Below are 23,243 nucleotides of genomic sequence, written 5' to 3'. Positions count from 1 at the left end.
CGCGCCGCCTCAACGCAGCTTCGCGACGTCCTGCTCGGTCACCTTCGCGGCCGGATTGCCGAACTGCCCGGTCAGGTAGTTGGTCAGCGCGGCGATCTGCGCATCCGACAGCTCGTGGCGGAACGCCGGCATCCCGACGTCCTCGCTGCCGGCCTTGCGCTGCACGCCGTTCAGGATCACCTGCACGAGGTTGGTCGGATTCGATGCGCCGACCGTCGAGTTGTGGAACAGCGGCGGGTAATAGCCGTCCGGCGTGCCCTTGCCCTGCATCTGGTGACAGGTCGCGCAGTTGCCGAGATAGAGCCGGGCCGGATCGATGCCCGACGACGCGAGCGCGACGCCGCGCAGCGTCAGGCCGTCCTCGGCCGGCTTGCCCCACGACGCGCGCGACTGCTTCGCATCGCCGCTGGCGACGGCCGGCACCGTGCGAATGTACGTCGAGATCGCGCCGATGTCGGCTTCCGTCATCTTCGAGAAGCTGTGCTCGATCGCCTCGGCCATCGGGCCGGCCGCCTGCGCGAGGCCCGGCACGCTGCCGGTGCGCAGGTACTGGACGAGCTGCTGCTGCGTCCACCCGCCGATCCCCGCATTGGCGTCGGACGTGATGTTGTAGCCGTCCCAGCCCGCGAGCACGGAGCCCGACAGGAAGCTGCCGCCCGTTTCGTCGAGCGACTTCTCCTGCATCGCGATGCCGCGCGGCGTGTGGCACGTGCTGCAGTGCGCAAGGCCCTGCACGAGATACGCGCCGCGGTTCCACTCGGCGCTCTGCGCCGGCTTCGGCTGGTAGACCCCATCCTTCAGGAACAGCCAGTTCCAGATCTTCAGCGGCCAGCGCATGCTCAGCAGCGCGGGGATCTCGTTCTTCGGCGGCGCCTGCTTGACCGGCTCGACGCCGTGCATGAAGTACGCGTACAGCGCCTGCACGTCGTCGTCGTTGATCTTCGCGTACGACACATATGGCATCGCCGGATACAGGTTGTCGCCGTTCTTCGACACCCCGTGGCGCACCGCGCGTTCGAAGTCCTCGGCGGACCAGTTGCCGATGCCCGTCTCGGGATCGGGCGTGATGTTGCTCGTGTAGATCTTGCCGAGCATCGGGACCGGCATGCCGAGACCGCCCGCGAACGGCTTGCCGCCCTTCGCGGTGTGGCACGCCATGCAGTCGCCCGCGACCGCGAGATATTCGCCGCGCTTGACCAGCGCCGGATCGGCCGCATCGGCCGCGCGTACGAGACCCGGCAGCGCGAGGCAGCCGGCGAGGAGGAAGGTGAGAGTAGATTTCCGCACGGTCAGACTTCCTTCTTCAGCGTGTCCGACATCCGCAGCGCAAGCGCCGCGATCGTCAGCGTCACGTTCACCGTACCGACGGTCGGCATCGTCGAGCTGCTCGAGATGAACAGGTTCGGATGGTCGAACGTGCGGCAGTCCTTGTCGACGACCGAGTCGCGTGCATCCGCGCCCATGATCGTCGCGCCCGTGATGTGGTTGTTCGGCGCGAACTCGTCGTTGAAGACGACTTCGGTGCCGCCCAGCACCTTCGCGGCCGTCGCGTAGACCTCGCGCGTGTGCACGGCGCCGCGCTTCACGTAGTCGTCGATCGCATACGTGATCTCGGGGCGCGGGATGCCGACGGCGTCGGTGGCCGTCTTGCTCGGCACGATGCGGTTCTCGGGTTGCGGCAGGATTTCGTGGAAGCAGTCGAACTGCACGTAGCGCGCGGAACGGTCGCGGATCTGCGCGTCGAGCTCCTCGGGCTTCATCAGCTTGCCGGCCTTGAAGATCTTCTGCGTTTCCTGGTTGATACGCGACATGTTCGACAGGTGGATCTTCTTCGCGGCTTCGGTCGCGCGGAACGGGCCGTCGCGGAAACCGATCAGCGACGTCATCTCCTGCGGGCCGCGGCCCGGCCACAGCTTCTCGTTCGCGTAGAACGACACGCCGGTGCCCGGGTGGTCCATCAGGTTGCGGCCGACCATGTCCGAGCTGTTCGCGACACCGTTCGGGAAATCGCGGTTCGCGGACATCAGCAGGATCTTCGGCGTCTCGATGCCGTTCGCGGCGATCACGAAGTACTTGCCTTCGACGCGATGGTCGGCGCCCGTCTTGTCCTTGTAGACCGCGGCGGTGATGCGCTTGTCCGGCCCGGTCTCGAGCTTGTAGACGACCGCGCTGTCGATCAGCTTCGCGCCGGCCTGCTCGGCCTTCTCGACGTGCACGATGCCGTTGTACATCGCGCCGATCGGGCAGATCGGCATGCAGTTGTTGTTCCCGCAACACGTCGGCCGGCCGTCGTACGGGCGGCTGTTGCGCGCGACCGGCTCGGTCACCACGTGGAACTTCGGGTCATAGCCGTTGAGCGCGCTCTTGATCGTGTGCTCGTTGAACGACAACGGCAGCGGCGGCATCGGGTACGGCTGCTTGCGCGGCGAGTACAGGTCTTCCTCGGGGCCCGGGCCCCACACGCCGAGTTCCTCTTCGGCGCGCTGGTAGTAATGCTCGATGTCGTCGTACTGGATCGGCCAGTCGCGGCCGACGCCGTACACGGTCTTCATCTTGAAGTCGTTCGGGATGAAGCGCCACGCCGACGCGGCCCAGTGCCACGTCGTGCCGCCTACCGCGCGGATGTACTGCGAGTTGAACTTGTGCTCGCCCTTCAGGATCAGGTAGTCGTTCGGCGGGCCGTATTCCGGATGCGGCGCCCACGCGCTCGACGGGTACGGCGCCATGAAATCGGTCTTGTCGACCTGGTTGCGGAAGCGCTCGACGATTTCCCAGCGCGGCATGCGCGGGCCGGCTTCCAGCAGGATCACGGACTTGCCCGCCATCGCGAGCTGGTGCGCGACGATCGCGCCTGCGACACCCGACCCGACGACGACGACGTCGGCCTTTTGCGTATCGGTATCGGCCATCAGGCTTGCCTCTCGATCGGTTTTTCGGCCCAGAAGCCGGGTTTGTTGGGGCAATACGACGGGATCACGAGCGTATCGGATACGACGCTGAACATTAATGCTTCTTCGTAGGTAATCACGACGTTATCGACGATGCCGAGATACCACGCTTCAAGAATCTTCAGCGCGAGTGCTTCCTGGTCGGGATTCAGCGAACCGGACGCGAGTGCGCCGGCGAGTTGCGGCAGGCTGTCGGCCGTCTTGAACGAACCCTTCTGCAACGCCTGCAGGAAGCGCTGGCCGAGCACGCGGCTCAACCCCTTCTTGCCTGTCACTGCTTCGGAGAGCGTCATGAACGTATCGAGCGGCGCGGTGCCGGGATCGTCGGCCAGGGCCCGCAACGCCAGCGAGCCCGTGAGGCCCGCCGCCGTCAGCGCCAGTGCGCCCTGCAGCCATTGACGCCGTGTGATGCCTGTTACGGCTGCGTCGCCCGAGCGACGCGAGTGGGGAGTGTTGTCGTTGTGCATGTTTCCTTCTCTCGAACACCGGATTCGGGAAAACCACGCTTGATATTTCTCAAACATTGGCGCGGACCTGAAATGTACGCGCACAAATCGGATCGAACAATCTTTTTATAGTCCATTAAATGTTCCGCAATCCGAGACAATCGACATTTCGCTGCATTTTTGTGTCGTTGACGCGACAAATCTGCGGCACGCACCTCAGTGTCGCACGCCGACGACACACTGTGCAGTGCGATGCGTGCGCAGGTCGGTCGGTTAGAATCCCGTGCAATCAAACAGAAAGCTTCCCTCCAAGGGCAACGAGCGATGAAGCAGCACGACAAACAGAACAAAGCAAAACGAACCAACCACACCACCCGGCTGCTCTGGCGCATCGGCGCCGTCGCGGCGCTCGGCGGCGCCACGGCGCTGTCGCTGCATGCGGGCGCGGCGCGCACGGTGAGCGTGTCGCCGCAAGGCACCGTCACCGAGGTCCGGCAAACCGTCGTCAAGTTCGACGAACCGATGGTCGCGTTCGGCTCGGCCTCCGCGCCGAATCCGGCACGCGTGACCTGCAACGACTCCACGGCCGCGCGCGGCCAGGGCCACTGGCTCGACGACAAGACCTGGGTTTACGATTTCGAAAACGACCTGCCGCCCGGCGTGCGCTGCTCGGTCGCGCTCAACGACACGTTGCGCTCGGTCGCCGGCAACGCGGCCAGCGGCCCGCGCCGCTTCACGTTCCAGACGGGCGGCCCGTTCCCGGTGAACGTCCGCCCCGGCTCGCGCGAGATCGAGGAGCGGCAGATGTTCGTGCTGAAGCTGAACGGCCCGGCCGAACCGCGCTCGGCGCTCGCGAACATCTGGTGCGAAGCGGCCGGCATCGGCAACCGCATTCCCGTCATGGCCGCCGACGACGATGCGCGCAACGCGCTGCTCGATCACTTCGGCCTGAAGAAGGATGCCGCGCGCGTGCTGACGCTGTCGTGCGCCCAGGCGCTGCCGGCGAGCGCGAAGATGCAGCTCGTGTACGGCAAGGGCGTCACGAGCCCGAGCGGGATCCCGAACGAAACGGAGCGCCGCTTCGATTTCACCGTGCGGGCCCCGTTCGCCGCGAGCTTCTCGTGCGAACGCGAGAACGCGAAGGCGCCCTGCACGCCGCTGCGCCCGCTCACGCTGTCGTTCAACGCGCCGATCTCGCGCAAGCACGCCGAGGCGATCAAGCTGCGCGGCCCTGACGGAACGCTCGCGCCGACCTTCGCGGCCGACGACAAGAGCGAGGAAGTCACCACCGTCACGTTCAACCCGCCGCTGCCCGAACAGGCCGGCCTGACGATCGAACTGCCGTCGGGCCTGCACGACGTGACCGACCGCTCGCTGTCGAACGCCGACCTGTTCCCGCTCGCGACGCGCACCGCGCCGATGCCGCCGCTCGCGAAATTCTCGTCGGGCACATTCGGGATCGTCGAGCGCTTCGCCGAACCCGATTCGCCCGCGCTCGTGCCCGTCACGCTGCGCAACGTCGAGGCCGACCTGCATATCGACGGCCTCAACACCCAGGGCGCGCAGTTCTCGAACCTGAAGGTCGACGACGACACCGCGATCCGCCAGTGGATGCGCACGGTCGACCGCTTCGACAACTGGTCGATGACGGCCGGCTCGATCGACCGCCAGATTCCCGGCCTGCTCGAACGCAAGGGCCAGCATCCCGTGTACGTGCCGCGCGAAGCCGGCGAAAAGGCGCCCGCGCCGAAGGATCGCCGCATCGACGTGCGTTCGCTGACACTGCTCAAGGGCCAGCCCGGCGTGCAGGCGCTGACGCTGCCGAAGGCGGACCCGAAGGCGCTGCGCCCGTTCGAGGTCGTCGGCGTGCCGATCGACAAGCCCGGCTTCTACGTGCTCGAACTCGCGTCGCCCGCGCTCGGCCGCTCGCTGCTCGCGAAGCCGTCGAGCATGTACGTGCGCACCACGGTGCTCGTCACCAACCTCGGCGTGCACCTGAAACAGGGCCGCGAAAACAACCTCGTGTGGGTCACGACGCTCGACAAGGGCAAGCCGGTGCCGAACGCGCAGATCCGCGTGTCGGACTGCAACGGCGACGAGATCGCGTCCGGCAAGACCGATGCGCAGGGCCTGCTGAAGATCGACGGCGCGTTCGAATCGAAGCGTGCCTGCAGCTCGTCCGACTCGGAGCAACGCTTCGACGACTACTTCGTGTCGGCCCGCGTGAACGATCCGAAGACGGGCCCCGACATGGCGTTCGTCAGCTCGGGCTGGAACCGCGGAATCGAATCGTGGCGCTTCAACGTGCCGACCGACACGGACAGCGCACGCACCGTGCGCGCGCATACGGTCTTCGACCGCACGCTGCTGCGCGCCGGCGAAACCGTGTCGATGAAGCATTTCATCCGCGCCGAGACGCTGCAGAGCCTCGCGTTCCCGTCGCAATACCCGACGCGCGTGACGATCCGCCATCTCGGCACGGGCCAGACCTACAAGCTGCCGCTCACGTGGGCCGCCGATCACAGCGCGGACACGCAGTTCACGCTGCCGGCCGCCGCGAAGCTCGGCGAATACAGCGTCGAACTCGAAGGCGGCCCGGAAGACGCGCCGACCGCCACCTATTACAGCGGCAGCTTCCGCGTCGAGGCGTTCCGCCTGCCGGTGCTGAAGGGGTCGATCGGCGCGCGCGACGCGCAGAAGAGCCCGCTCGTCGCCGTGAAGGAAGCGCCGCTCGCGGTGCAGATCGACTACGTGTCGGGCGGCGGCGCATCGAACCTGCCGGTGCAGGTATCGGCGCTGATGAAGTGGGCGTCGCCGCCGTTCGCCGATCGCTTCGAGGATTTCAGCTTCACGCCGTATCGCCCCGAAGCGGGCGACGGCAATGCCGACGACGATTCGCAGGACGGCGACAACGCATCGACGTCGAGCAACGATCCCGACGCGACGAGGCTGATCGCCGACAAGCTGCCGCTGACGCTCGACCGCAACGGTGCCGGCTCGGTCACGCTCAAGGGCCTGCCCGACGTCGACGCACCGAAGCGCATCGCGCTCGAAGCGACGTTCGCCGACCCGAACGGCGAAGTGCAGACGATTCGCGGCGACACGATCCTGTGGCCGGCCGCGGTGGTGGCCGGCATCAAGGCAGGCCGCTGGGTATCGGTCGGCCAGCGCGTGCCCGTGCAGGCACTGGCGGTCGACCTGCAAGGCAAGCCGCGCGCGTCGGTGCCGATCGAGATCAAGGGCATCGCGCGCATCACGACGTCGTCGCGCAAGCGGATGGTCGGCGGCTTCTATGCGTACGACAACAAGAGCGACACGCGCGACCTCGGCGTGCTGTGCTCGGGCAAGACCGACGACAAGGGCCGCATGGCTTGCGACGCGACGCTCGAACAGGCCGGCAACGTGCAACTGATCGCGGTCGCCAAGGACGGCGACGGCCGCACGTCGAACGCGTCGACGTCGGTGTGGGTCACGCGCGAGGACGAGCTCTGGTTCGGCGGCGACAACACCGACCGGATCGACGTGATCCCCGAGAAAACCGCGTACGAACCGGGCGAAACCGCCCGCTTCCAGGTACGCATGCCGTTCCGCTACGCCACCGCGCTGGTCGCTGTCGAACGCGGCGGCGTGATGGAAACGCACATCGTCGAGCTGAACGGCAAGAACCCGACGGTCGACCTGAAGGTCGGCGAATCGTGGGGGCCGAACGTCTACGTGTCGGTGCTCGCGCTGCGCGGCCGGATTCGCGAGGTGCCGTGGTACTCGTTCTTCACGTGGGGCTGGAAGGCGCCGGTCGAATGGGCGCGCGCGTTCTGGCGCGAAGGCCGTCACTATGAAGCGCCGACCGCGTTCGTCGACCTGTCGAAGCCCGCGTTCCGCTACGGCCTCGGCGAAATCAAGGTCGGCACGGGCGTGCACCGTCTCGGCGTGACCGTGACGACCGACGCGACCCGCTACACGGTGCGCAGCAAGGCGCAGGCGCAGGTGAAGGTCACGCTGCCGAACGGCCAACCGGCGCCGGCCGGCACGCAGATCGCGGTCGCGGCCGTCGATGAAGCCCTGCTCGAACTGATGCCGAACAACAGCTGGGACCTGCTCGACGCGATGCTGCGGCGACGCGCGTACGGCGTCGAGACATCCACGGCGCAGATGGAAATCGTCGGCCGCCGCCACTTCGGCCGCAAGGCCGTGCCCGCGGGCGGCGGCGGCGGCAGCGCGCCGACGCGCGAGCTGTTCGACACGCTGCTGCTGTGGAATCCGCGCGTGACGCTGGATGCCAATGGCAGCGCGACCGTCGAGGTGCCGCTGAACGACGCGCTCACGCGCTTCCGGATCGTCGCGATCGCGGCGGTCGGCCCCGACCGCTTCGGCACCGGCAGCACGTCGATCCGCAGCACGCAGGATCTGCAGCTGATCTCCGGCCTGCCGCCGCTCGTGCGCGAAGGCGACGCGTTCCGCGCGCAGGTCACGCTGCGCAACACGACCGACCGCGCGATGCAGGTTGTCGTGACGCCGCGCGTGACGGGCCTCGAGGTCGCGCCGCAAACCGTCTCGCTCGCGGCCAACACGGCCACCGAGGTCGCATGGACGATCACCGTGCCCGAGCAGGCGCTCGACGCGGCCGGTGCGCTGAACTGGCGCATCGAAGCGGCCGAGCAAGGCGGCAAGCGCGCGTCCGACGCGCTGGCGGTCGCGCAGAAGGTCGTGCCCGCGCTGCCGGTCACGGTCCAGCAGGCGACCCTCGCGCAAGTCGACGGCACGCTGACGGTGCCGATCGCCTCCCCGGCCGGCGCCGCGAACAACGCGCAAGGCCTGCCGCGCGGCGGCATCGCCGTGTCGCTGCAGTCGAAGCTCGCCGACGGGCTGCCCGGCGTGAAACGCTGGTTCGAGCGCTATCCGTACCGTTGCCTCGAACAGCAGACGTCGCGCGCGATCGGCCTGCGCGACCCCGCGCAATGGCAGGCGCTGATCGCCCGCATGCCCGTCTATCTCGACAGCGACGGGCTCGCGAGCTACTTCCCGCCGTCGTCCGACGATTCGCATGCCGGCAGCGCGACGCTGTCGTCGTACCTGCTCGTGGTGTCCGACGAGGCGAGCCGTCTCGACCCGCGCTTCGCGCTGCCGGAAGACCTGCGCACGCAGCTCGAGGCCGGGCTCGCGCGTTTCGTCGACGGCCGCCTCGAACGCAACCCGTGGGCGCCGCGCCAGGATCGCGACCTGCGCAAGCTCGCCGCGATCGAGGCGCTGTCGCGCTACGGCGCCGCGCAGGGCCGCATGCTCGGCTCGATCGAGATCGCGCCGAACCAGTGGCCGACTTCCGCGGTGATCGACTATCACGCGATCCTGACGCGCGTGAAGGACATCCCGCAACGCGACGAGAAACGCGCGCAGGTCGAACAGATCCTGCGGGCACGCCTGACGTACCAGGGCACGCAGCTCGTGTTCTCGACCGCACGCGACGACGACCTGTGGTGGCTGATGACCAGCAACGAGACCAACGCGGCACGGCTCGCGCTGGAATTCGCCGGTGACCCGGCGTGGAAGGACGAGATGCCGCGCGTGACGGCCGGCCTGCTCGCGCTGCAGCGCCAGGGTGCATGGCAGACCACGACGTCGAATGCGCTCGGCCTGCTCGCGGTCGAACGTTTCTCGCGCACCTACGAGAGCACGCCGGTGGCCGGCGCGACGAAGGTCGCGCTCGGCGGCGACGCGCGCACGATCTCGTGGTCGCAGGCATCGGCCCCCGCGTCCTCGCCCGCCGACACGCCGGCGTCGGCCACCCCGGCCACCCGCGCCGCCGCGGCCCGCAGCGTAATGCTGCCGTGGCCGCGCGCGTCGCAGGCGCCGGCCACGCTGTCCGTCACGCAGGACGGCACGGGCCGCCCGTGGGCCACGATCGAAAGCCTCGCGGCGGTGCCGCTGCGTTCGCCGTTCGCGGCCGGCTACCGGATCACGAAGACCGTCACGCCCGTGTCGCCCGCCGTCAAGGGCGTGCTGACGCGCGGCGACGTCGTGCGCGTGCATCTCGACATCGATGCGCAGAGCGACATGACCTGGGTCGTCGTCAACGATCCGGTTCCGGCCGGTTCGACGATCCTCGGTTCGGGCCTCGGCCGCGACTCCGAAGCCGCGACCCAGGGCGAGAAGACGCCGGACGGCGCGTGGCCGGCGTTCATCGAGCGCGACTTCGACGGCTACCGCGCGTACTACGACTATCTGCCGAAGGGCAAATTCTCGGTCGAGTACACGGTGCGGCTGAACAACGTCGGCACGTTCGGGTTGCCGCCGACGCGTGTCGAGGCGCTGTACGCGCCGTCCGTGTACGGCCTGTGGCCGAACCCGCCGATGACCGTGAAAGCGGCCGAAGCGGGCAAGTAACGAGCAAGCGATGATCGATCAGGGTTTGCCGCGGCCGGCGCGTTTCGCCGGCCGCGTATTCGTCGCCATCGTGCTGGCCGCACCGCTCGTCGCGCATGCGCTGCCGAGCTACGACGACGTGCGCCGCAACTGGCGCAGCTCCGACTGGGTGCTGCTCGCGCGCGACGGCACGCCGCTGCAGCGCACGCGCGTCGATCTCACCGAGCGGCGCGGCGACTGGGTGTCGCTCGCCGACGTGTCGCCCGCGTTTCGCGAGGCGATCGTCGTGTCCGAAGACAAGCGCTTTTATGAGCACAGCGGCGTCGACTGGCGCGGCATCGCCGGCGCCGCGTGGGGCAACCTGTGGAACGAGCGCACGCGCGGCGCGTCGACCGTCACGATGCAGCTCGCCGGGCTGCTCAGCGATTCGCCGCGCCGCTCGGGCCAGCGCTCGCTGCCGCAGAAGGCGTCGCAGGCGGTCAACGCGCTGCTGCTCGAACGCGGCTGGCGCAAGGACCAGGTGCTCGAGGCATACCTGAACCTCGTGCCGTTCCGCGGCGAGACGATCGGCCTTGCCGCGCTGTCGCAGGTGCTGTTCGGCAAGGCGCCGTCGGGCCTCGACGCCCGCGAAGCCGCGATCGCGGCCGCGCTCGTGCGCGCGCCCAACGCAACCTCCGCGAAAGTCGCCGAGCGTGCATGCCGGATCCTGCGCGACATGCATGCCGAGCAGGCCTGCGCGTCGCTCGACGGCTACGTGCAGCTCGTCACCGCGCGCCCGGCCGGCGCCGCGCGCGACGACGGCGCCGCCCTCGCCCCGCACTTCGCGCGACGCATCGCGGCCGAGGTCCGGCCAACGGCCGGCGCGCAGATACGCACGACCCTCGATGCGCCGCTGCAGCGCTTCGCGCGCGACACGCTGGTGCGCGCGCTGACCGAACTCAACGCACCCGCGCACCGGCGCAACGTGCAGGACGGCGCAGTCGTCGTGATCGACAACGCGACCGGCGAGATTCGCGCGTGGGTCGGCTCGTCCGGCGCGCTGTCGGGCGCGCGCGACGTCGATGCCGTGCTCGCGCCGCGCCAGGCCGGCTCGACGCTCAAGCCGTTCCTGTATGCGCAGGCGATCGACGAGAAACGGCTGACGGCCGCGTCGCTGCTCGACGATGCGCCGATCAACCTCGCCGCCGGCGGCGGCCTGTACATTCCGCAGAACTACGACAAGGATTTCAAGGGCTGGGTAAGCGTGCGCAGCGCGCTCGGCGGCTCGCTGAACGTGCCGGCCGTGCGCACGCTCGTGCTCGTCACGCCGCACCGCTTCGCGCGCACGCTGACCGCGCTCGGCCTGCCGCTCGCGCAGGAAGGCGACTACTACGGCTTCAGCCTCGCGCTCGGCAGCGCGGACGTCACGCTGCTGTCGCTGACCAACGCGTACCGCGCGCTTGCGAACGGCGGCGTCGCGCGCAAGGTCATCGACGTGCCGGCGCCGGCGTCCGGTGCAGCCGGCGCATCGGCCGCGTCACCCGCCCGCGCAGCCGACGGCACGCGCGTGTTCAGCGACGCGGCCAGCTTCGTCGTGACCGACATCCTCTCCGACAACAACGCGCGCGTGCGCACGTTCGGCTTCGACAATCCGCTCGCGACGCGCTTCTTCTCGGCGGTCAAGACCGGCACCAGCAAGGACATGCGCGACAACTGGACCGTCGGTTTCACGTCGCGCTATACGGTCGGCGTGTGGGTCGGCAATGCGGACGGCTCGCCGATGTGGGACGTGTCGGGCGTCACGGGCGCGTCGCCGGTGTGGTCGGCCGTCGTCGGCTACCTGCACCGCGACCAGCCGAGCCGTGCGCCGCGCGCGCCGGCCGGCGTCGAGACGCGCCGCATCACGTTCGAACGCGATATCGAACCGTCGCGCAACGAGTGGTTCATCGCGGGAACGGCGGTCGACACGATCCGGCTCGCCGCCCCCGTCACGCCGGGCAAGGACGGCGCGCGCGCGCCGCTGACGATCGGCACGCCGACCGACGGCACGATCTTCGCGATCGATCCGGACATTCCGCCGAAGAACCAGCGGATCTGGTTCGAGCGCTCGGCCGGACGCGCGACGAAGTTCGCGTGGCGGCTCGACGACAAGGTGATCGGGCATGCCGATCGCATCGCGTGGATGCCGTGGCCGGGCCGGCACCGCCTCGAACTCGTCGATGCGCGCGGCAAGGTGGCCGATACGATCCGCTTCGAGGTGCGCGGCGCGTTCGCGAAGGCGGCCGCGCGCGGGCCGAACTGACCCAACGGCCAAGCAGCGCCCCGATTCGGGACCTAGAATAGGAACGGCGCCGCATTTTCGGCGCCGACCGGTTGCCCCACTCTCGTCAAGGCCCGCGACCATGAACATTCACCCCAGGCGCTTCATCCGCCCCGCGCTGGGCACCCTCTGCCTCGCCACCCTCGCGACGCTCCAGGCATGCAACGGCGATGCCTGCTTCGGCGTCGATGCCTGCTTCAACAACAACAACAACAACAACACGCAGACCGTCGCGCTGTCCGGCACGGCCGCGACGGGCGGCGCGCTCGCCAGCGCGCAGGTAACAGTCAGTTGCGCGGCAGGGTCGGCGACGACGCTGACTGACGGCGGCGGCAACTACCGCGTGACGGTCAATGCGGCGCTACCGTGCGTGATCACCGTGACGTCGGGCGGCACGAGCCTGCATTCGCTCGCGTATGCGGGCGGCACGTTCAATACGACGCCCGAGACCGAGCTGATGCTGGTCTATCTCGCCGCCCAGCTCGGTACGAACACGGCCACCTTGATCGGCAATTTCCAGGGGAATTCGCGCTATCAGCAGGCGATGAACAGCGCGAACACCGTACAGGCCGCGCAATCGGCCGTGGTGACGAACCTGCAGCAGCGCTATTCGGTGGCGCTCACCACGCCGGCGTTCCTGACGACATCGTTCACGGTCGGGCAACCGGGTGTCGACAGCGATCTCGTCGCCCTCGCGAAAGCCGGTGCAATCGACTCGAACGGGATGCCGGATCCGGCGGCCGTATCGCTGCTGACGCAGGCCGGCGCGGCGCATCCGCTGTAGGCGGCCGGCGGCGGGAAGAAGATCGCCCGGTATCGGGCGTCAGGGGCGCGCTTGGGGCTTGCTGTCGGCCAGCAGCGCCCACCGTTCGTGGTCGCGCCATTCGCCGCCGATGCGCAGATAGCGCGGCGAAAAACCCTCTTTCGTGAAACCGAGCCGCCGAACCAGCGCAATCGACGCGTGGTTGCCGGGCTGGATGTTCGCTTCGAGCCGATGCAGCCCGAGTTCGCCGAACGCGACGCCGATCGCCGCGCGCAGGGCTTCGGTCATCAGCCCTGTACGGCTGAATTCCACCATCCCGTAGTACCCGAGATACGCGCTCTGGAACACGCCGCCGACGATCTCGTTGAGGTTCACCACGCCGACCACCGCCCCGGACGTGCGTTCGCGTGCGACGAGGCCGACGTTCGGCCCCGTGAGGCAGCGGCCGAACCACTGGTCGAATCCCGCCTGGTCGGTGAACGAATCGACCCACGGGAGATGGTGGCTCCGGCTCGCGCGGTTGGCGGCGAGCAGGTCAGCGGCGTCGGTACGGGCGACGCGGTTCAGCAGGATCGGGCTCACGGCCCGGTCGACAGGCGGCACTTACGCGGCCTCTTCGCGGCCGCACGCGACGGGCGCGGCCTGCGCCTGCTGCTGCGACAGGTATCGCAACAGCTTGGTGACCATCCACACGACGATGCACGACAGCACGACGAAGAACACCGCGAGCGGCGTCAGCACGTGAATCGACACGAAGCCGGCCAGCCCCATCATCGCGGACGACACCAGCAGCAGCGCGCATCCGAGGATCGCGCTCGTCAGGCCGGCGATATGCGGAAACAGCGAATTGCCCTTGGCCATCAGCGTCGGATACATCGCGCCCGCGCAGAAACCCATCACGAGCACCGGCGTCGCGAGCGTCCAGACGCGCAACCCGACGGTCAGCGCCAGCACCAGCATCGCGACCGACGCGCCGGCCATCACGCGCGCGCCGATGCGCAGCCGTTGCTCGGCGCTCGGCAGCCCGGGCCGGTGAATCCGGTTCGACAGGCCGCCGAGGAAATACATCAACCCGATCCCGAGCGCGAGATAGCCGAAGAAAGTCGGCGGCTTGTGCAGCGTGGTCTGCACCATGAACGGCCCGACGATGTTGAACACGAGCAGGATGCTGTAGCACAGCCCCTGTGCGAGGAAGCAGCTCTGGAACACCGGGCTCGCCAGCACCTTGCCCGCATTCGTCATCAGCGTGCGCGGCTCGAGATGCACGGGTTTCGGCAAGGTTTCGCGGTAACGCCACAGCAGCGCCCACATCACCAGCGAGTACACGAGCAGGAACACGAGGCATGCGCGCCAGCCGAACCATTCCTGCAGGTGCGCGCCGATCACCGGTGCGACGATCGGTGCCAGCCCCCACGCGATCGACATGTACGTAAACGCGTGCATCAGCGCCTGGCCGGCGAACGAATCGGTGATGATCGCCTTCGCGAGCAGGTTGGTGGTCGCGATCCCGAAGCCCTGCAGGCAGCGCGCGAGCACGAACGTCTCCAGGTTCTGCGCGCCGAGCGACAGCAGGCAGCCGATCGTGTAGATCACGAGCCCGAACGCGAGCACGCGCTTGCGCCCGTAGGCATCCGCGACCGGCCCGAAAATCAGCTGGCCGAGCGCGTAGGCCGCCATGTAGCCGGACACGCTCGACTGGATCGCCTGCGGCGTGGTGGCGAACGAACGTGCCATGTCGGGCAGCGCGGGCACGTAGATGTCGATCGCGAGCTGGCCGGCGGACGCGAACAGGCAGATCAGGAACAGCAGGAAACGCGGCGAATTCGACTCGCGCGCGGGGATGAGCGTGGCGTTCATGACGACGGGGAAGGAGGTCGGACAGCAGCGGCGCAGCCGTGCGATGTTCGAATGGCGAACACGCGTGCGTGTCGCGGCGAATTCCGTATTGTGCCTGTTGTTGCATCGGGCGACAGGATTCCCCTGGCACGGGCGAGGTTGAATGCCGATTGCGGAGCGTCCTGACCTGCGCTGACCGGGCCGGCCGGCGGCGGTTTTAATGTTGATTTAAGCCGACGGCTGCATTGTCCCGGATGGCTCACTCCGTGAGCCGCACGTCATTGTTGATTCGATCAGTCTCGTTTGATGGAGATACGAAGATGCGATTCCGTTCGTATATGGCGGCGGGCGCGCTGGCGCTGGTGCCCGTGTTCGCCCTGGCCGGGCAGGCCGGCGCGGCGGCCGCCCAACCGATGTTCGTCAACGTCGACGGGCAGGCCGTGCCCGTGAAAGCCGAAACGCGCGTCGTCCAGACGGCCGTCGGCCCGATGAAGGTCAGCACGTGGAGCTGGCACAGCCCGCAAGGCGGCGCGAGCTTCGAGATGCAGACGTCGTCGTCGGGCGGCCTGCCGCCCGCGGCAGCGTTGCGGCAAATGCAGGCCGCGCAGTACCGGATGCAGGCGGCTCAGGCGCAGATGGTCGCGATGCAGCAGCAGATGATGGCGCTCCAGCACATCGCGCTCGCCAATGCGTTCGCGATGCCGGTGCCGCAGCCCGTCGGCTTCGCGATGGCGCCGTGGGCCATGCCCGAGCCGGTGCTCGTCATCGTGCCGGCGCAGCCGTCGGTGCGTTCGACGGCCCCGGCAACGCCGGCCGCCCCTGCCGCCCCCGCCGCGCGCGGCGCGGAAATCAAGGCCTGACACGCTTCGCCGCGCTCGGCGCGGCGCGCTCGAACCGCCAGCATACGCCGGCGGTTTTTCATTGCGACGGCCGAATCAATACTGCGCCTGATCCGTTGGATTCCTGAACAGCTGCTTCATCTCCGCCGACAGCGGATAGTTCAGGCTCACGCCCTTGGGCGGAATCGGCTGCGTGAACCACTGGTTGTAGAGCTTCTCGGCCGCGCCCGACGTCTGCATCTTCGCGATCACGCCGTCGACCACGTGCTTGAACGCCGGATCGTCCCTGCGCATCATGCACGCGTAGTTCTCGTGGACGAGCGGCGTGCCCGTCACCGTGTACGCGCCCGGGTTGCGGTCCTTCGCGATCTCGCCGTACAGCAGCGGCTCGTCCATCACGAACGCCACCGCGCGCCCGGTCGTGACGTTCATGAACGCTTCGGCATGATCCTTCGCGCTGATGATCGTCATGTTCATCGCCTTCTCTTCGTTGAGCTTGCGCAGCAGGCGCTCGTCCGACGTGCCGGCCGTCGTCGCGACCGTCTTGCCGGCCAGGTCCGCGAAGTCCTTCACGCCGGAATCCTTGCGCGTGCTGAAGCGGATGCCATACAGAAAGATGCTGTTCGAGAACGCAGCCTGCTTCTGCCGTTCGAGCGTGTTGGTCGTCGATCCGCATTCGAAATCGATCGTCCCGTTCTGCAACAGCGGAATCCGGTTCTGCGACGTGATCGGGATTTCCTTCACGGCGAGGTTCGGCGCGTTCAGTTCCGTCTTCAACTGATCGATGATGCGCGACGCGATGTCCCGCGAATAGCCGATGTTCTTCTGCTGGTTGTCCGAATACGAGAACGGCACCGACGATTCGCGAATGCCCAGCGACACGACACCCGTGTCCTTGATCTTCTTCAGCGTGCCGGTGAGGGCCTGCGCGTGCGCGGTGCCCGCCAGCGCACAGGACAGCGCGACGGCCAGCCAGCGTAAGCGGCGATCCATGCTTTTCTCCTGACGAAACGTTGGTCGAATCGCGATCGTACGCCCGACAAAATTCGCGTCGCATCAGGGAAAGCGTCATCAACCTTCCGTCGCGGCCGGGCCGTGAAAGATGTTTTCCGTACCGCGCAAACGCGCCCGCGCCGCCCGTGTCGCCCGACCGGCCGCACACGGACTCGCCCCACCTTTTGTGCCACGCGTTCCAAACACGCGTTCATGCTGCAACGCAGCAACGTAATCGTTTGCGCCCACCCCGGTTTTTCTCGTGAAACGCACTCAAGAAGCCGCCGCGTAGGCCGTTACCCAGTGCATGGCGCGTCGCAGCAACCTGGCTGCAACCGTCAGACAAAAAAGACAAGGTCCGGGTCAGCCGGACCAGCGCCACCGCCGGCACGACGGTCATCTACGAGGATCGAGTTTCAACATGAGAACCACGCGTTTCAATTTTGCGCTGGCGCGCTCCGCACATGCGCGCATGCTCGCCGGCATGCTGTCCGCCGCCGCCCTCCTGCCCCTCGCCGGTTGCGGCGGCGGAGGCGGCGGCGACGGCAGCAACCCGTCTTCTTCCAACGCAGCGCCTGCCCCTGCCCCTGCCCCCACGCCGTCTCCCGCGCCGTCCAATCCCACGAACCCGCCCACGTCGTCCGGCAGCAATGCGTGCACGACGCAGCAGGCCGCCGTGCAGATGGCCGCACAGACCGCGCCGACCGAACCGCCGATCGATCACCTGATCGTCAAGCTGAAGACGCTGACGGCCACGCGTGCGATGGCCGCCATCGACAACGGGACGCGGCTCGACGCAGTGATCCAGCGCTCGCTGACGCGCTGGACGGCGCCGATCGCCGGCAGCGCACGTGCGTATGCAAGCACGGTCGGGCAAACGCCGGTGAACGTGCAGGTCGAGCGGACGATCTCGAACGGCGCGACCGTGCTGGCGCTCGGCCAGCGCATGGCCGCCACCGACGCAGCCGCGCTCGCGCAGGCATTCGCAGCCGATTCCGACGTCGACTACGCGGAACCGGATCATCCGATGCAGATCCGCGACACGCCGAGCGACCCGCTCTACAGCCAGCAGTGGTACCTGTCCGACCCGACCGCCGGGATCAACCTGCCGCCCGCGTGGAACGTGACCAAGGGTTCGCCGACCGTCGTCACGGCCGTGCTCGACACGGGCTACCGGCCGCACGCCGACCTCGTCGGCAACATCCTGTCCGGCTACAGCTTCATCAGCAACGTCAACACCAGCAACAACGGCCTGACCCGCAGCCCTGACGCGACCGACCCGGGCGACTGGGTCACGCAGCAGGAACTCGACAACGCAAACGGTCCGTACTATCACTGCGCGAGCCAGCCGAGCGACAGCAGCTGGCACGGCACGCGCGTGATGGGCGTGATCGGCGCGACCGCCAACAACGGCACCGGCATCGCCGGCGTGTCGTGGCTCGGCCAGATCCTGCCGGTGCGCGTGCTCGGCAAGTGCGGCGGCACGACGAGCGACATCGCCGACGGGATGCGCTGGGCCGCCGGCATCGCGGTGAACGGCGTGCCGAACAACCCGCGCCCCGCAAAGGTCATCAACCTGAGCCTCGGTGGGGTCGGCGCGTGCAGCTCGACGTTCCAGCAGGCCATCGACGACGTGACCGCGAAGGGCGTGACCGTCATCGTCGCCGCGGGCAACGACGGCCTGTCGACCGGGCTCGACCAGCCCGCGAACTGCCGCGGCGTGATCAGCGTCGGCGCCACCGACGCGACCGGCCGCCGCGCGTCGTTCAGCAACTTCGGCCCCGATGTCTCGCTGAGCGCGCCGGGCGTCAACATCCTGTCGACGTCGAATACCGGCACGACGACCCCGGGCTCGGACACCTACGGCCTCGCGAACGGCACCAGCCTCGCCACGCCGCAAGTGACGGGGGTTGCCGCGCTGATGTTGTCGGTGAACGGCAACCTCACGCCCGCGCAGATCCAGCAGAAGCTGCAGGGCGGCACGCGCACGGCCAAGCTCGCGGCCGGCACGTCGTGCACCGCGATGCCGGCGGGCTCGGGCATCCTCGATGCAGGGGCCGCCGTCGCATCGGCCCACTAATACGCCACCTGCTTCGACACGGCCGCGCGCATGCCGATATCGCATGCGCGCGGCCGTTTCATTGGCGTCGATCCGACGGCGCGCCGCGCACCCCTCATCCCGATTACGTTTCTCGAAATAACGACTGACAAAAGGGTTGACGCTTCGCACAGCGACCCATTACCATCGCTCCCGTCTAATTACATGGAGTGTTCTGTGAACACCGATGCGAGTTGTAGTTGGTGCTTGACCAACTCGACTGCTGCCTGAGGAAAACGCGCAGAGCCTCGTCTTCTGCCGCATCCCGGGAAGCAGGATGCGGCGTCCTTCCGGCCTGACTTGACTGGCCAGATCTCCCGCCGAATTTTCATTATTGTCGAATGCACGCGATGCGCCGTCGCGCGCGTGCGTTCGTGTTGCGCGCAGCGTCAGCTGCGTGCGTTTTCCGTTCGCGTGCCGTCCGGCCGCGCGCCTTCGTGCGTGCGTCGCTGTCGATCGCCCGTGCCGATTATCCACAACCGACAGGAGTGCAGATGAACTCAGACGACAGTAGTCGATTACCGCTCGCCGGTGCGACGCCGCGCATCGCCCCTCCGGCCGCACCGCACGCGCCGGCGAGCGTTCCCGCCTTCCCCGATCCACAGCCGATCGCGCCTGACGCGACGCGGCGGGGAGCGCTCGTGCGTCGATAACGTCACGGTCGCTCCCCGCCCGCCGCCTCGTGCGCTAGGAGCGACTCATGACAACACGACACAACACATCGCAAAAGAAACAGCGCGGCTTCATCAAGGCCGGCGGCGCCCAGCAGAACGACCCGCGCATCATGCGCGCCGCGCAGGAAGCGGCCCGTCCGCTCGAAGAGACGCTGAAGTCGCTGAACACCAGTACGCGCGGCCTCACCTACGACCAGGCCGCCGACCGCCTGCAGCACTACGGCCCGAACGAAATCGCGCACGACAAGCCGCCGCACTGGACCCGCCAGCTGCTGCTCTCGTTCCACAACCCGTTCGTCTACGTGCTGCTGGTACTCGCCGCCATCAGCTTCTTCACCGACGTCTACTTCGCGGCGCCCGACGATCGCGACTACGTCGGCATGACGATCCTGCTGACGATGGTCACGATCAGCGCGCTGCTGCGCTTCGTGCAGGAATTCCGTTCGCTGCGCGCGGCCGAGAAGCTGAAGGCGATGGTCCGCACGACGGCCACCGTGCAGCGTGCCATGACCGACACGTCCGAGCCGACACGCCGCGAGGTGCCGATGCGCGAAGTCGTGGCCGGCGACATCGTGCACCTGTCGGCCGGCGACATGATCCCGGCGGACGTGCGCCTGCTCGCGTCGCGCGACCTGTTCATCAGCCAGGCCGTGCTGACCGGCGAGGCGCTGCCCGTCGAGAAGTACGACACGCTCGGCGCGGTCGCCGGCAAATCCGCCGGCACGCGCGCGGCCGACTCCGCGACCGATACGTCGGCATCGCTGCTCGATCTCGAGAACGTCTGCTTCATGGGCACCAACGTCGTCAGCGGCACGGCGACGGCCGTCGTCGTCGCGACCGGCGAGGACACCTATTTCGGCTCGCTCGCGCGCAACGTCGTGAGCCACAAGCGCATCGAGACGAGCTTCGACCGCGGCGTCGCGAGCGTGAGCTGGCTGCTGATCAAGTTCATGTTCGTGATGGTGCCGATCGTGTTCATGATCAACGGGTTGACCAAGGGCGACTGGCTGAGCGCGCTCACGTTCGCCCTCGCGGTGGCCGTGGGCCTCACGCCCGAAATGCTGCCGATGATCGTCAGCGCGAACCTCGCGCGCGGCGCGGTGGCGATGGCGCGCCGCAAGGTCGTCGTCAAGCGGCTGAACTCGGTGCAGAACTTCGGCGCGATGGACGTGCTGTGCACCGACAAGACCGGCACGCTCACGCAGGACAAGATCATCCTCGAGCATCACCTCGACCTGTCGGGCTACAAGGACGAGGAGATCCTGCGGCTCGGCTGGCTGAACAGCTTCCACCAGAGCGGCCAGAAGAACCTGATCGACATCGCGGTCGTCGCGCGTGCCGACGAGATCGGCGAGCGCGTGAAGCCGCAGGGCTACAAGAAGATCGACGAACTGCCGTTCGACTTCGTGCGGCGCCGCCTGTCGGTCGTCGTCGAGGACAGGCACGGCACGCACCTGCTGATCTGCAAGGGCGCGGTCGAGGAAATGCTGGCCGTCTCCACGCACGTGCAGGACGAGGACGGCGTGCGCCCGCTCGACTTCGTCGCGCGCAAGCGGCTGCTCGAACAGGCCAGCGCGTACAACGAGGACGGCTTCCGCGTGCTCGTGCTCGCGACGCGCACGATCCCGCGCGGCGACGAGCGCCAGCAGTACCGCACCGCCGACGAACACGACCTCGTCGTGCGCGGCTTCCTGACCTTCCTCGATCCGCCGAAGGAATCGGCCGCGCCGGCGCTCGCCGCGCTGCGCGAAAACGGCGTCGCGGTGAAGGTGCTGACGGGCGACAACCCGGTCGTCACGATGAAGGTGTGCCGCCAGGTCGGCCTCGAGCCCGGCAAGCCGATCCTCGGCACGGAAATCGAAGCGCTCGACGACGCGACGCTCGCGGAAGTCGTCGAACGCACGACCGTGTTCGCGAAGCTCACGCCGCTGCAGAAGGCGCGCATCGTCAAGGCGCTGCAGGCGAACGGCCACACGGTCGGCTTCCTCGGCGACGGCATCAACGATGCGCCCGCGCTGCGCGACGCCGACGTCGGCATCTCGGTCGACAGCGGCGCCGACATCGCGAAGGAAACCGCGGACATCATCCTGCTCGAAAAGAGCCTGATGGTGCTCGAGGAAGGCGTGATCAAGGGCCGCGAGACGTTCGGCAACATCCTGAAGTACCTGAACATGACCGCCAGCTCGAACTTCGGCAACGTGTTCTCGGTGCTCGTCGCCAGCGCGTTCCTGCCGTGGGAGCCGATGCTCGCGACGCAGCTGCTCGTGCTGAACCTGATTTACGACACGTCGCAGATGCTGCTGCCGTGGGACAAGATGGATCCCGAGTTCCTGAAGAAACCGCGCAAGTGGGAAGCCGGCAACATCAGCCGCTTCATGCTGTGGGTCGGGCCGACGTCGTCGGTGTTCGACATCACGACGTACATCCTGATGTGGACGGTGTTCGGCGCGGGTGCGATGTATCACCTGAACGGCGGCACCGGCGGCCAGATCGTGATGAACTCGGGCTGGTTCATCGAGAGCCTGGTCTCGCAGACGCTCGTCGTGCACCTGCTGCGCACGCAGAAGATTCCGTTCCTGCAGAGCACGGCCGCGCTGCCGGTGCTGCTGTCGACGTTCACCGCGATCGCGATCGGCTGCTGGCTGCCGTTCTCGCCGTTCGCCGAATCCCTCGGCTTCATGCACCTGCCGGGCACCTTCTGGCTGTGGCTCGCCGCGACGATGGTCGGCTACATCCTGCTCGCGCAGATCGTCAAGACGATCTACGTGCGCCGCTACAAGCAGTGGTTCTGAACGGCTTCGCTTGACGACCTGCCGGCCTGCGCCTCCCTGGGCGCAAGCCGGCAGGCTCGCCACGCATCTCGGGTGACACGATGAAAAGAATGCTTCCGCTCGCAGCCGCGAGCGCCTTCCTCGCGCCGTTCGATGCGCTCGCCACCCATCCGCTCGTCAGCGACGACACGGGCACGCAGGGCAACGCGAACTGGCAGTTCGAATTCAACGCCGAGGAAACCTCGAAACAGGAAGAAAACGGCCGCCACCAGCTGTGGAACGCGACGCTCACGCGCGGGTTCGGCGAGCACGTCGATCTCTACGTGAACGCGCCTTACACGCATCTGCAAACGCGCACCGATGAAAACGGCGCCGGAATCGGCGATGTCGAGATCGGCATGAAATGGCGGTTCGTCGAGCGCGGCCCGCTGTCGATCGCGCTGAAGCCGAAACTGACCGCGCCGACCGGCAACGACCGGCGCGGGCTCGGCACCGGCCGCGTGGGCGCCGGCGCAACGCTGCTCGCGCAGCTCGACGTCGCGCGGTTTTCGTTCCTCGCGAATGCGGGCATGACGTACCAGCCGAATCGCCAGGGCGACCTGACGTCGATCTGGGCCGTGTCCGGCGCGGCGATCTACAAGGCGACCGACACGTTGCAGATCGTGGCCGACATCGGCACGTCGCGCCACACGGAAAGCGGTGCCGGCGCGAATCCCGCATTCGTGATCGCGGGCGCGATCTATTCGCCGAAGCCGTGGCTCGATCTCGACCTCGGCTACCGGCGCGGGCTGAACGACCAGACCTACGATCATTCAGTGATGGGCGGCGTGACGGTGCGGTGGTAGCGCATCGACGCCGCGCGTCGAACCGCAAGACGACGGGCCGCTTCCAGCGGCCCGTTTTTCATTGCGCGTCGTTCGCGCCGAACAGTTGCGCGCACACCGCGCGCCCTTCGTCGGTCAGCGCGGCGCTGCCGGTACCGTCCTCGTTCAACGTCGTCGCGCTCAGGCCCGCGGCGTCGAGCTGCGTCAGCACGCGGCGCAGCGTGCTCATCGGCAGTTGCGTGCGTTTCGCGATCTTCGGCAGCGACCAGGCCTTGCCGGCCGGATCGCCCGCGGCGTCGTTCAGTGTCGCGAGCGTCGCGACGAGTGCGGGATCGAGCGGGGCGTCGTCGGATTCTGAAGTCATGGGTGGTGGTGGTTGAGCGAGACTGGGGCTG

Annotated in this window: 14 protein-coding genes; 7 read left to right on the top strand and 7 right to left on the bottom strand. The window is 67.9% G+C overall.

Annotation, left to right across the window (positions count from 1 at the left end; genetic code table 11):
• Positions 1 to 9: 9 nt before the first annotated feature.
• From CFB45_RS21480 to CFB45_RS21470, 3 genes are read right to left on the bottom strand one after another with little or no spacing between them, the layout of a single operon-like run.
• Positions 10 to 1,287: a cytochrome c gene (locus CFB45_RS21480; protein ID WP_089427276.1), complete on the bottom strand. Its 1,278-nt coding sequence runs from the start codon at positions 1,285 to 1,287 to the stop codon at positions 10 to 12.
• A gap of 2 nt (positions 1,288 to 1,289) precedes the next feature.
• Positions 1,290 to 2,909 (bottom strand): GMC family oxidoreductase, encoded by a 1,620-nt coding sequence (locus CFB45_RS21475; RefSeq protein ID WP_089427275.1) that lies wholly within the window; start codon positions 2,907 to 2,909, stop codon positions 1,290 to 1,292.
• The gene (locus tag CFB45_RS21470) at positions 2,909 to 3,415 is read right to left on the bottom strand and encodes a sugar dehydrogenase complex small subunit (RefSeq protein WP_089427274.1); all 507 of its coding nucleotides are present in this window, start codon (positions 3,413 to 3,415) and stop codon (positions 2,909 to 2,911) included. Before CFB45_RS21470 ends, CFB45_RS21475 begins: the two co-directional genes overlap by 1 nt.
• Before the next feature lie 303 nt (positions 3,416 to 3,718).
• Here CFB45_RS21470 and CFB45_RS21465 point away from each other — a divergent pair, with 303 nt between their 5' ends.
• From CFB45_RS21465 to CFB45_RS21455, 3 genes are all read left to right on the top strand, one after another.
• Positions 3,719 to 9,772 (top strand): alpha-2-macroglobulin family protein, encoded by a 6,054-nt coding sequence (locus CFB45_RS21465; RefSeq protein WP_089427273.1) that lies wholly within the window; start codon positions 3,719 to 3,721, stop codon positions 9,770 to 9,772.
• Positions 9,773 to 9,782: 10 nt separating this feature from the next.
• On the top strand, positions 9,783 to 12,032 hold the full coding sequence (gene pbpC, locus CFB45_RS21460) for a penicillin-binding protein 1C (RefSeq protein WP_089427272.1): 2,250 nt from the start codon (positions 9,783 to 9,785) through the stop codon (positions 12,030 to 12,032).
• 100 nt (positions 12,033 to 12,132) lie between these two features.
• Positions 12,133 to 12,834: a hypothetical protein gene (locus CFB45_RS21455; protein WP_089427271.1), complete on the top strand. Its 702-nt coding sequence runs from the start codon at positions 12,133 to 12,135 to the stop codon at positions 12,832 to 12,834.
• Positions 12,835 to 12,873: 39 nt separating this feature from the next.
• Here CFB45_RS21455 and CFB45_RS21450 read toward each other — a convergent pair whose 3' ends face one another.
• Together CFB45_RS21450 and CFB45_RS21445 are read right to left on the bottom strand one after the other, a co-directional pair.
• Positions 12,874 to 13,395, bottom strand: coding sequence for a GNAT family N-acetyltransferase (locus CFB45_RS21450; RefSeq protein ID WP_089427270.1), 522 nt, complete (start codon positions 13,393 to 13,395; stop codon positions 12,874 to 12,876).
• A 21-nt stretch (positions 13,396 to 13,416) separates the two neighbouring features.
• Positions 13,417 to 14,670, bottom strand: a complete 1,254-nt coding sequence (locus tag CFB45_RS21445; protein WP_089427269.1) for a multidrug effflux MFS transporter — start codon at positions 14,668 to 14,670, stop codon at positions 13,417 to 13,419.
• A 299-nt stretch (positions 14,671 to 14,969) separates the two neighbouring features.
• On the opposite strand from CFB45_RS21445, the gene CFB45_RS21440 reads away from it, so the two are divergent.
• A complete protein-coding gene (locus tag CFB45_RS21440) occupies positions 14,970 to 15,509 on the top strand; it encodes a hypothetical protein (RefSeq protein ID WP_089427268.1) in 540 nt (179 codons plus the stop codon).
• 75 nt (positions 15,510 to 15,584) lie between these two features.
• On the opposite strand, the gene CFB45_RS21435 is transcribed toward CFB45_RS21440, so the two are convergent.
• Positions 15,585 to 16,481, bottom strand: coding sequence for a glutamate/aspartate ABC transporter substrate-binding protein (locus tag CFB45_RS21435; RefSeq protein WP_089427267.1), 897 nt, complete (start codon positions 16,479 to 16,481; stop codon positions 15,585 to 15,587).
• A 421-nt stretch (positions 16,482 to 16,902) separates the two neighbouring features.
• Between CFB45_RS21435 and CFB45_RS21430 the strand changes: the two genes are divergently transcribed.
• From CFB45_RS21430 to CFB45_RS21410, 3 genes are all read left to right on the top strand, one after another.
• Entirely contained in the window at positions 16,903 to 18,561 is a 1,659-nt protein-coding gene (locus CFB45_RS21430) for a S8 family peptidase (protein WP_089427266.1), read from the top strand.
• A gap of 718 nt (positions 18,562 to 19,279) precedes the next feature.
• Positions 19,280 to 22,045 (top strand): magnesium-translocating P-type ATPase, encoded by a 2,766-nt coding sequence (mgtA, locus tag CFB45_RS21415; protein ID WP_089427263.1) that lies wholly within the window; start codon positions 19,280 to 19,282, stop codon positions 22,043 to 22,045.
• An 80-nt stretch (positions 22,046 to 22,125) separates the two neighbouring features.
• Positions 22,126 to 22,869, top strand: a complete 744-nt coding sequence (locus tag CFB45_RS21410; protein WP_089427262.1) for a transporter — start codon at positions 22,126 to 22,128, stop codon at positions 22,867 to 22,869.
• Between the two features lie 58 nt (positions 22,870 to 22,927).
• Here CFB45_RS21410 and CFB45_RS21405 read toward each other — a convergent pair whose 3' ends face one another.
• Complete coding sequence (locus CFB45_RS21405) at positions 22,928 to 23,212, bottom strand: transcriptional regulator (protein ID WP_089427261.1); 285 nt, start codon at positions 23,210 to 23,212, stop codon at positions 22,928 to 22,930.
• Positions 23,213 to 23,243: the final 31 nt, after the last annotated feature.

Origin of the sequence: Burkholderia sp. HI2500, assembly GCF_002223055.1 — a bacterium.
Classification (GTDB): Bacteria; Pseudomonadota; Gammaproteobacteria; order Burkholderiales; family Burkholderiaceae; genus Burkholderia.
This window is presented reverse-complemented; position numbering and strand designations above follow the sequence as displayed.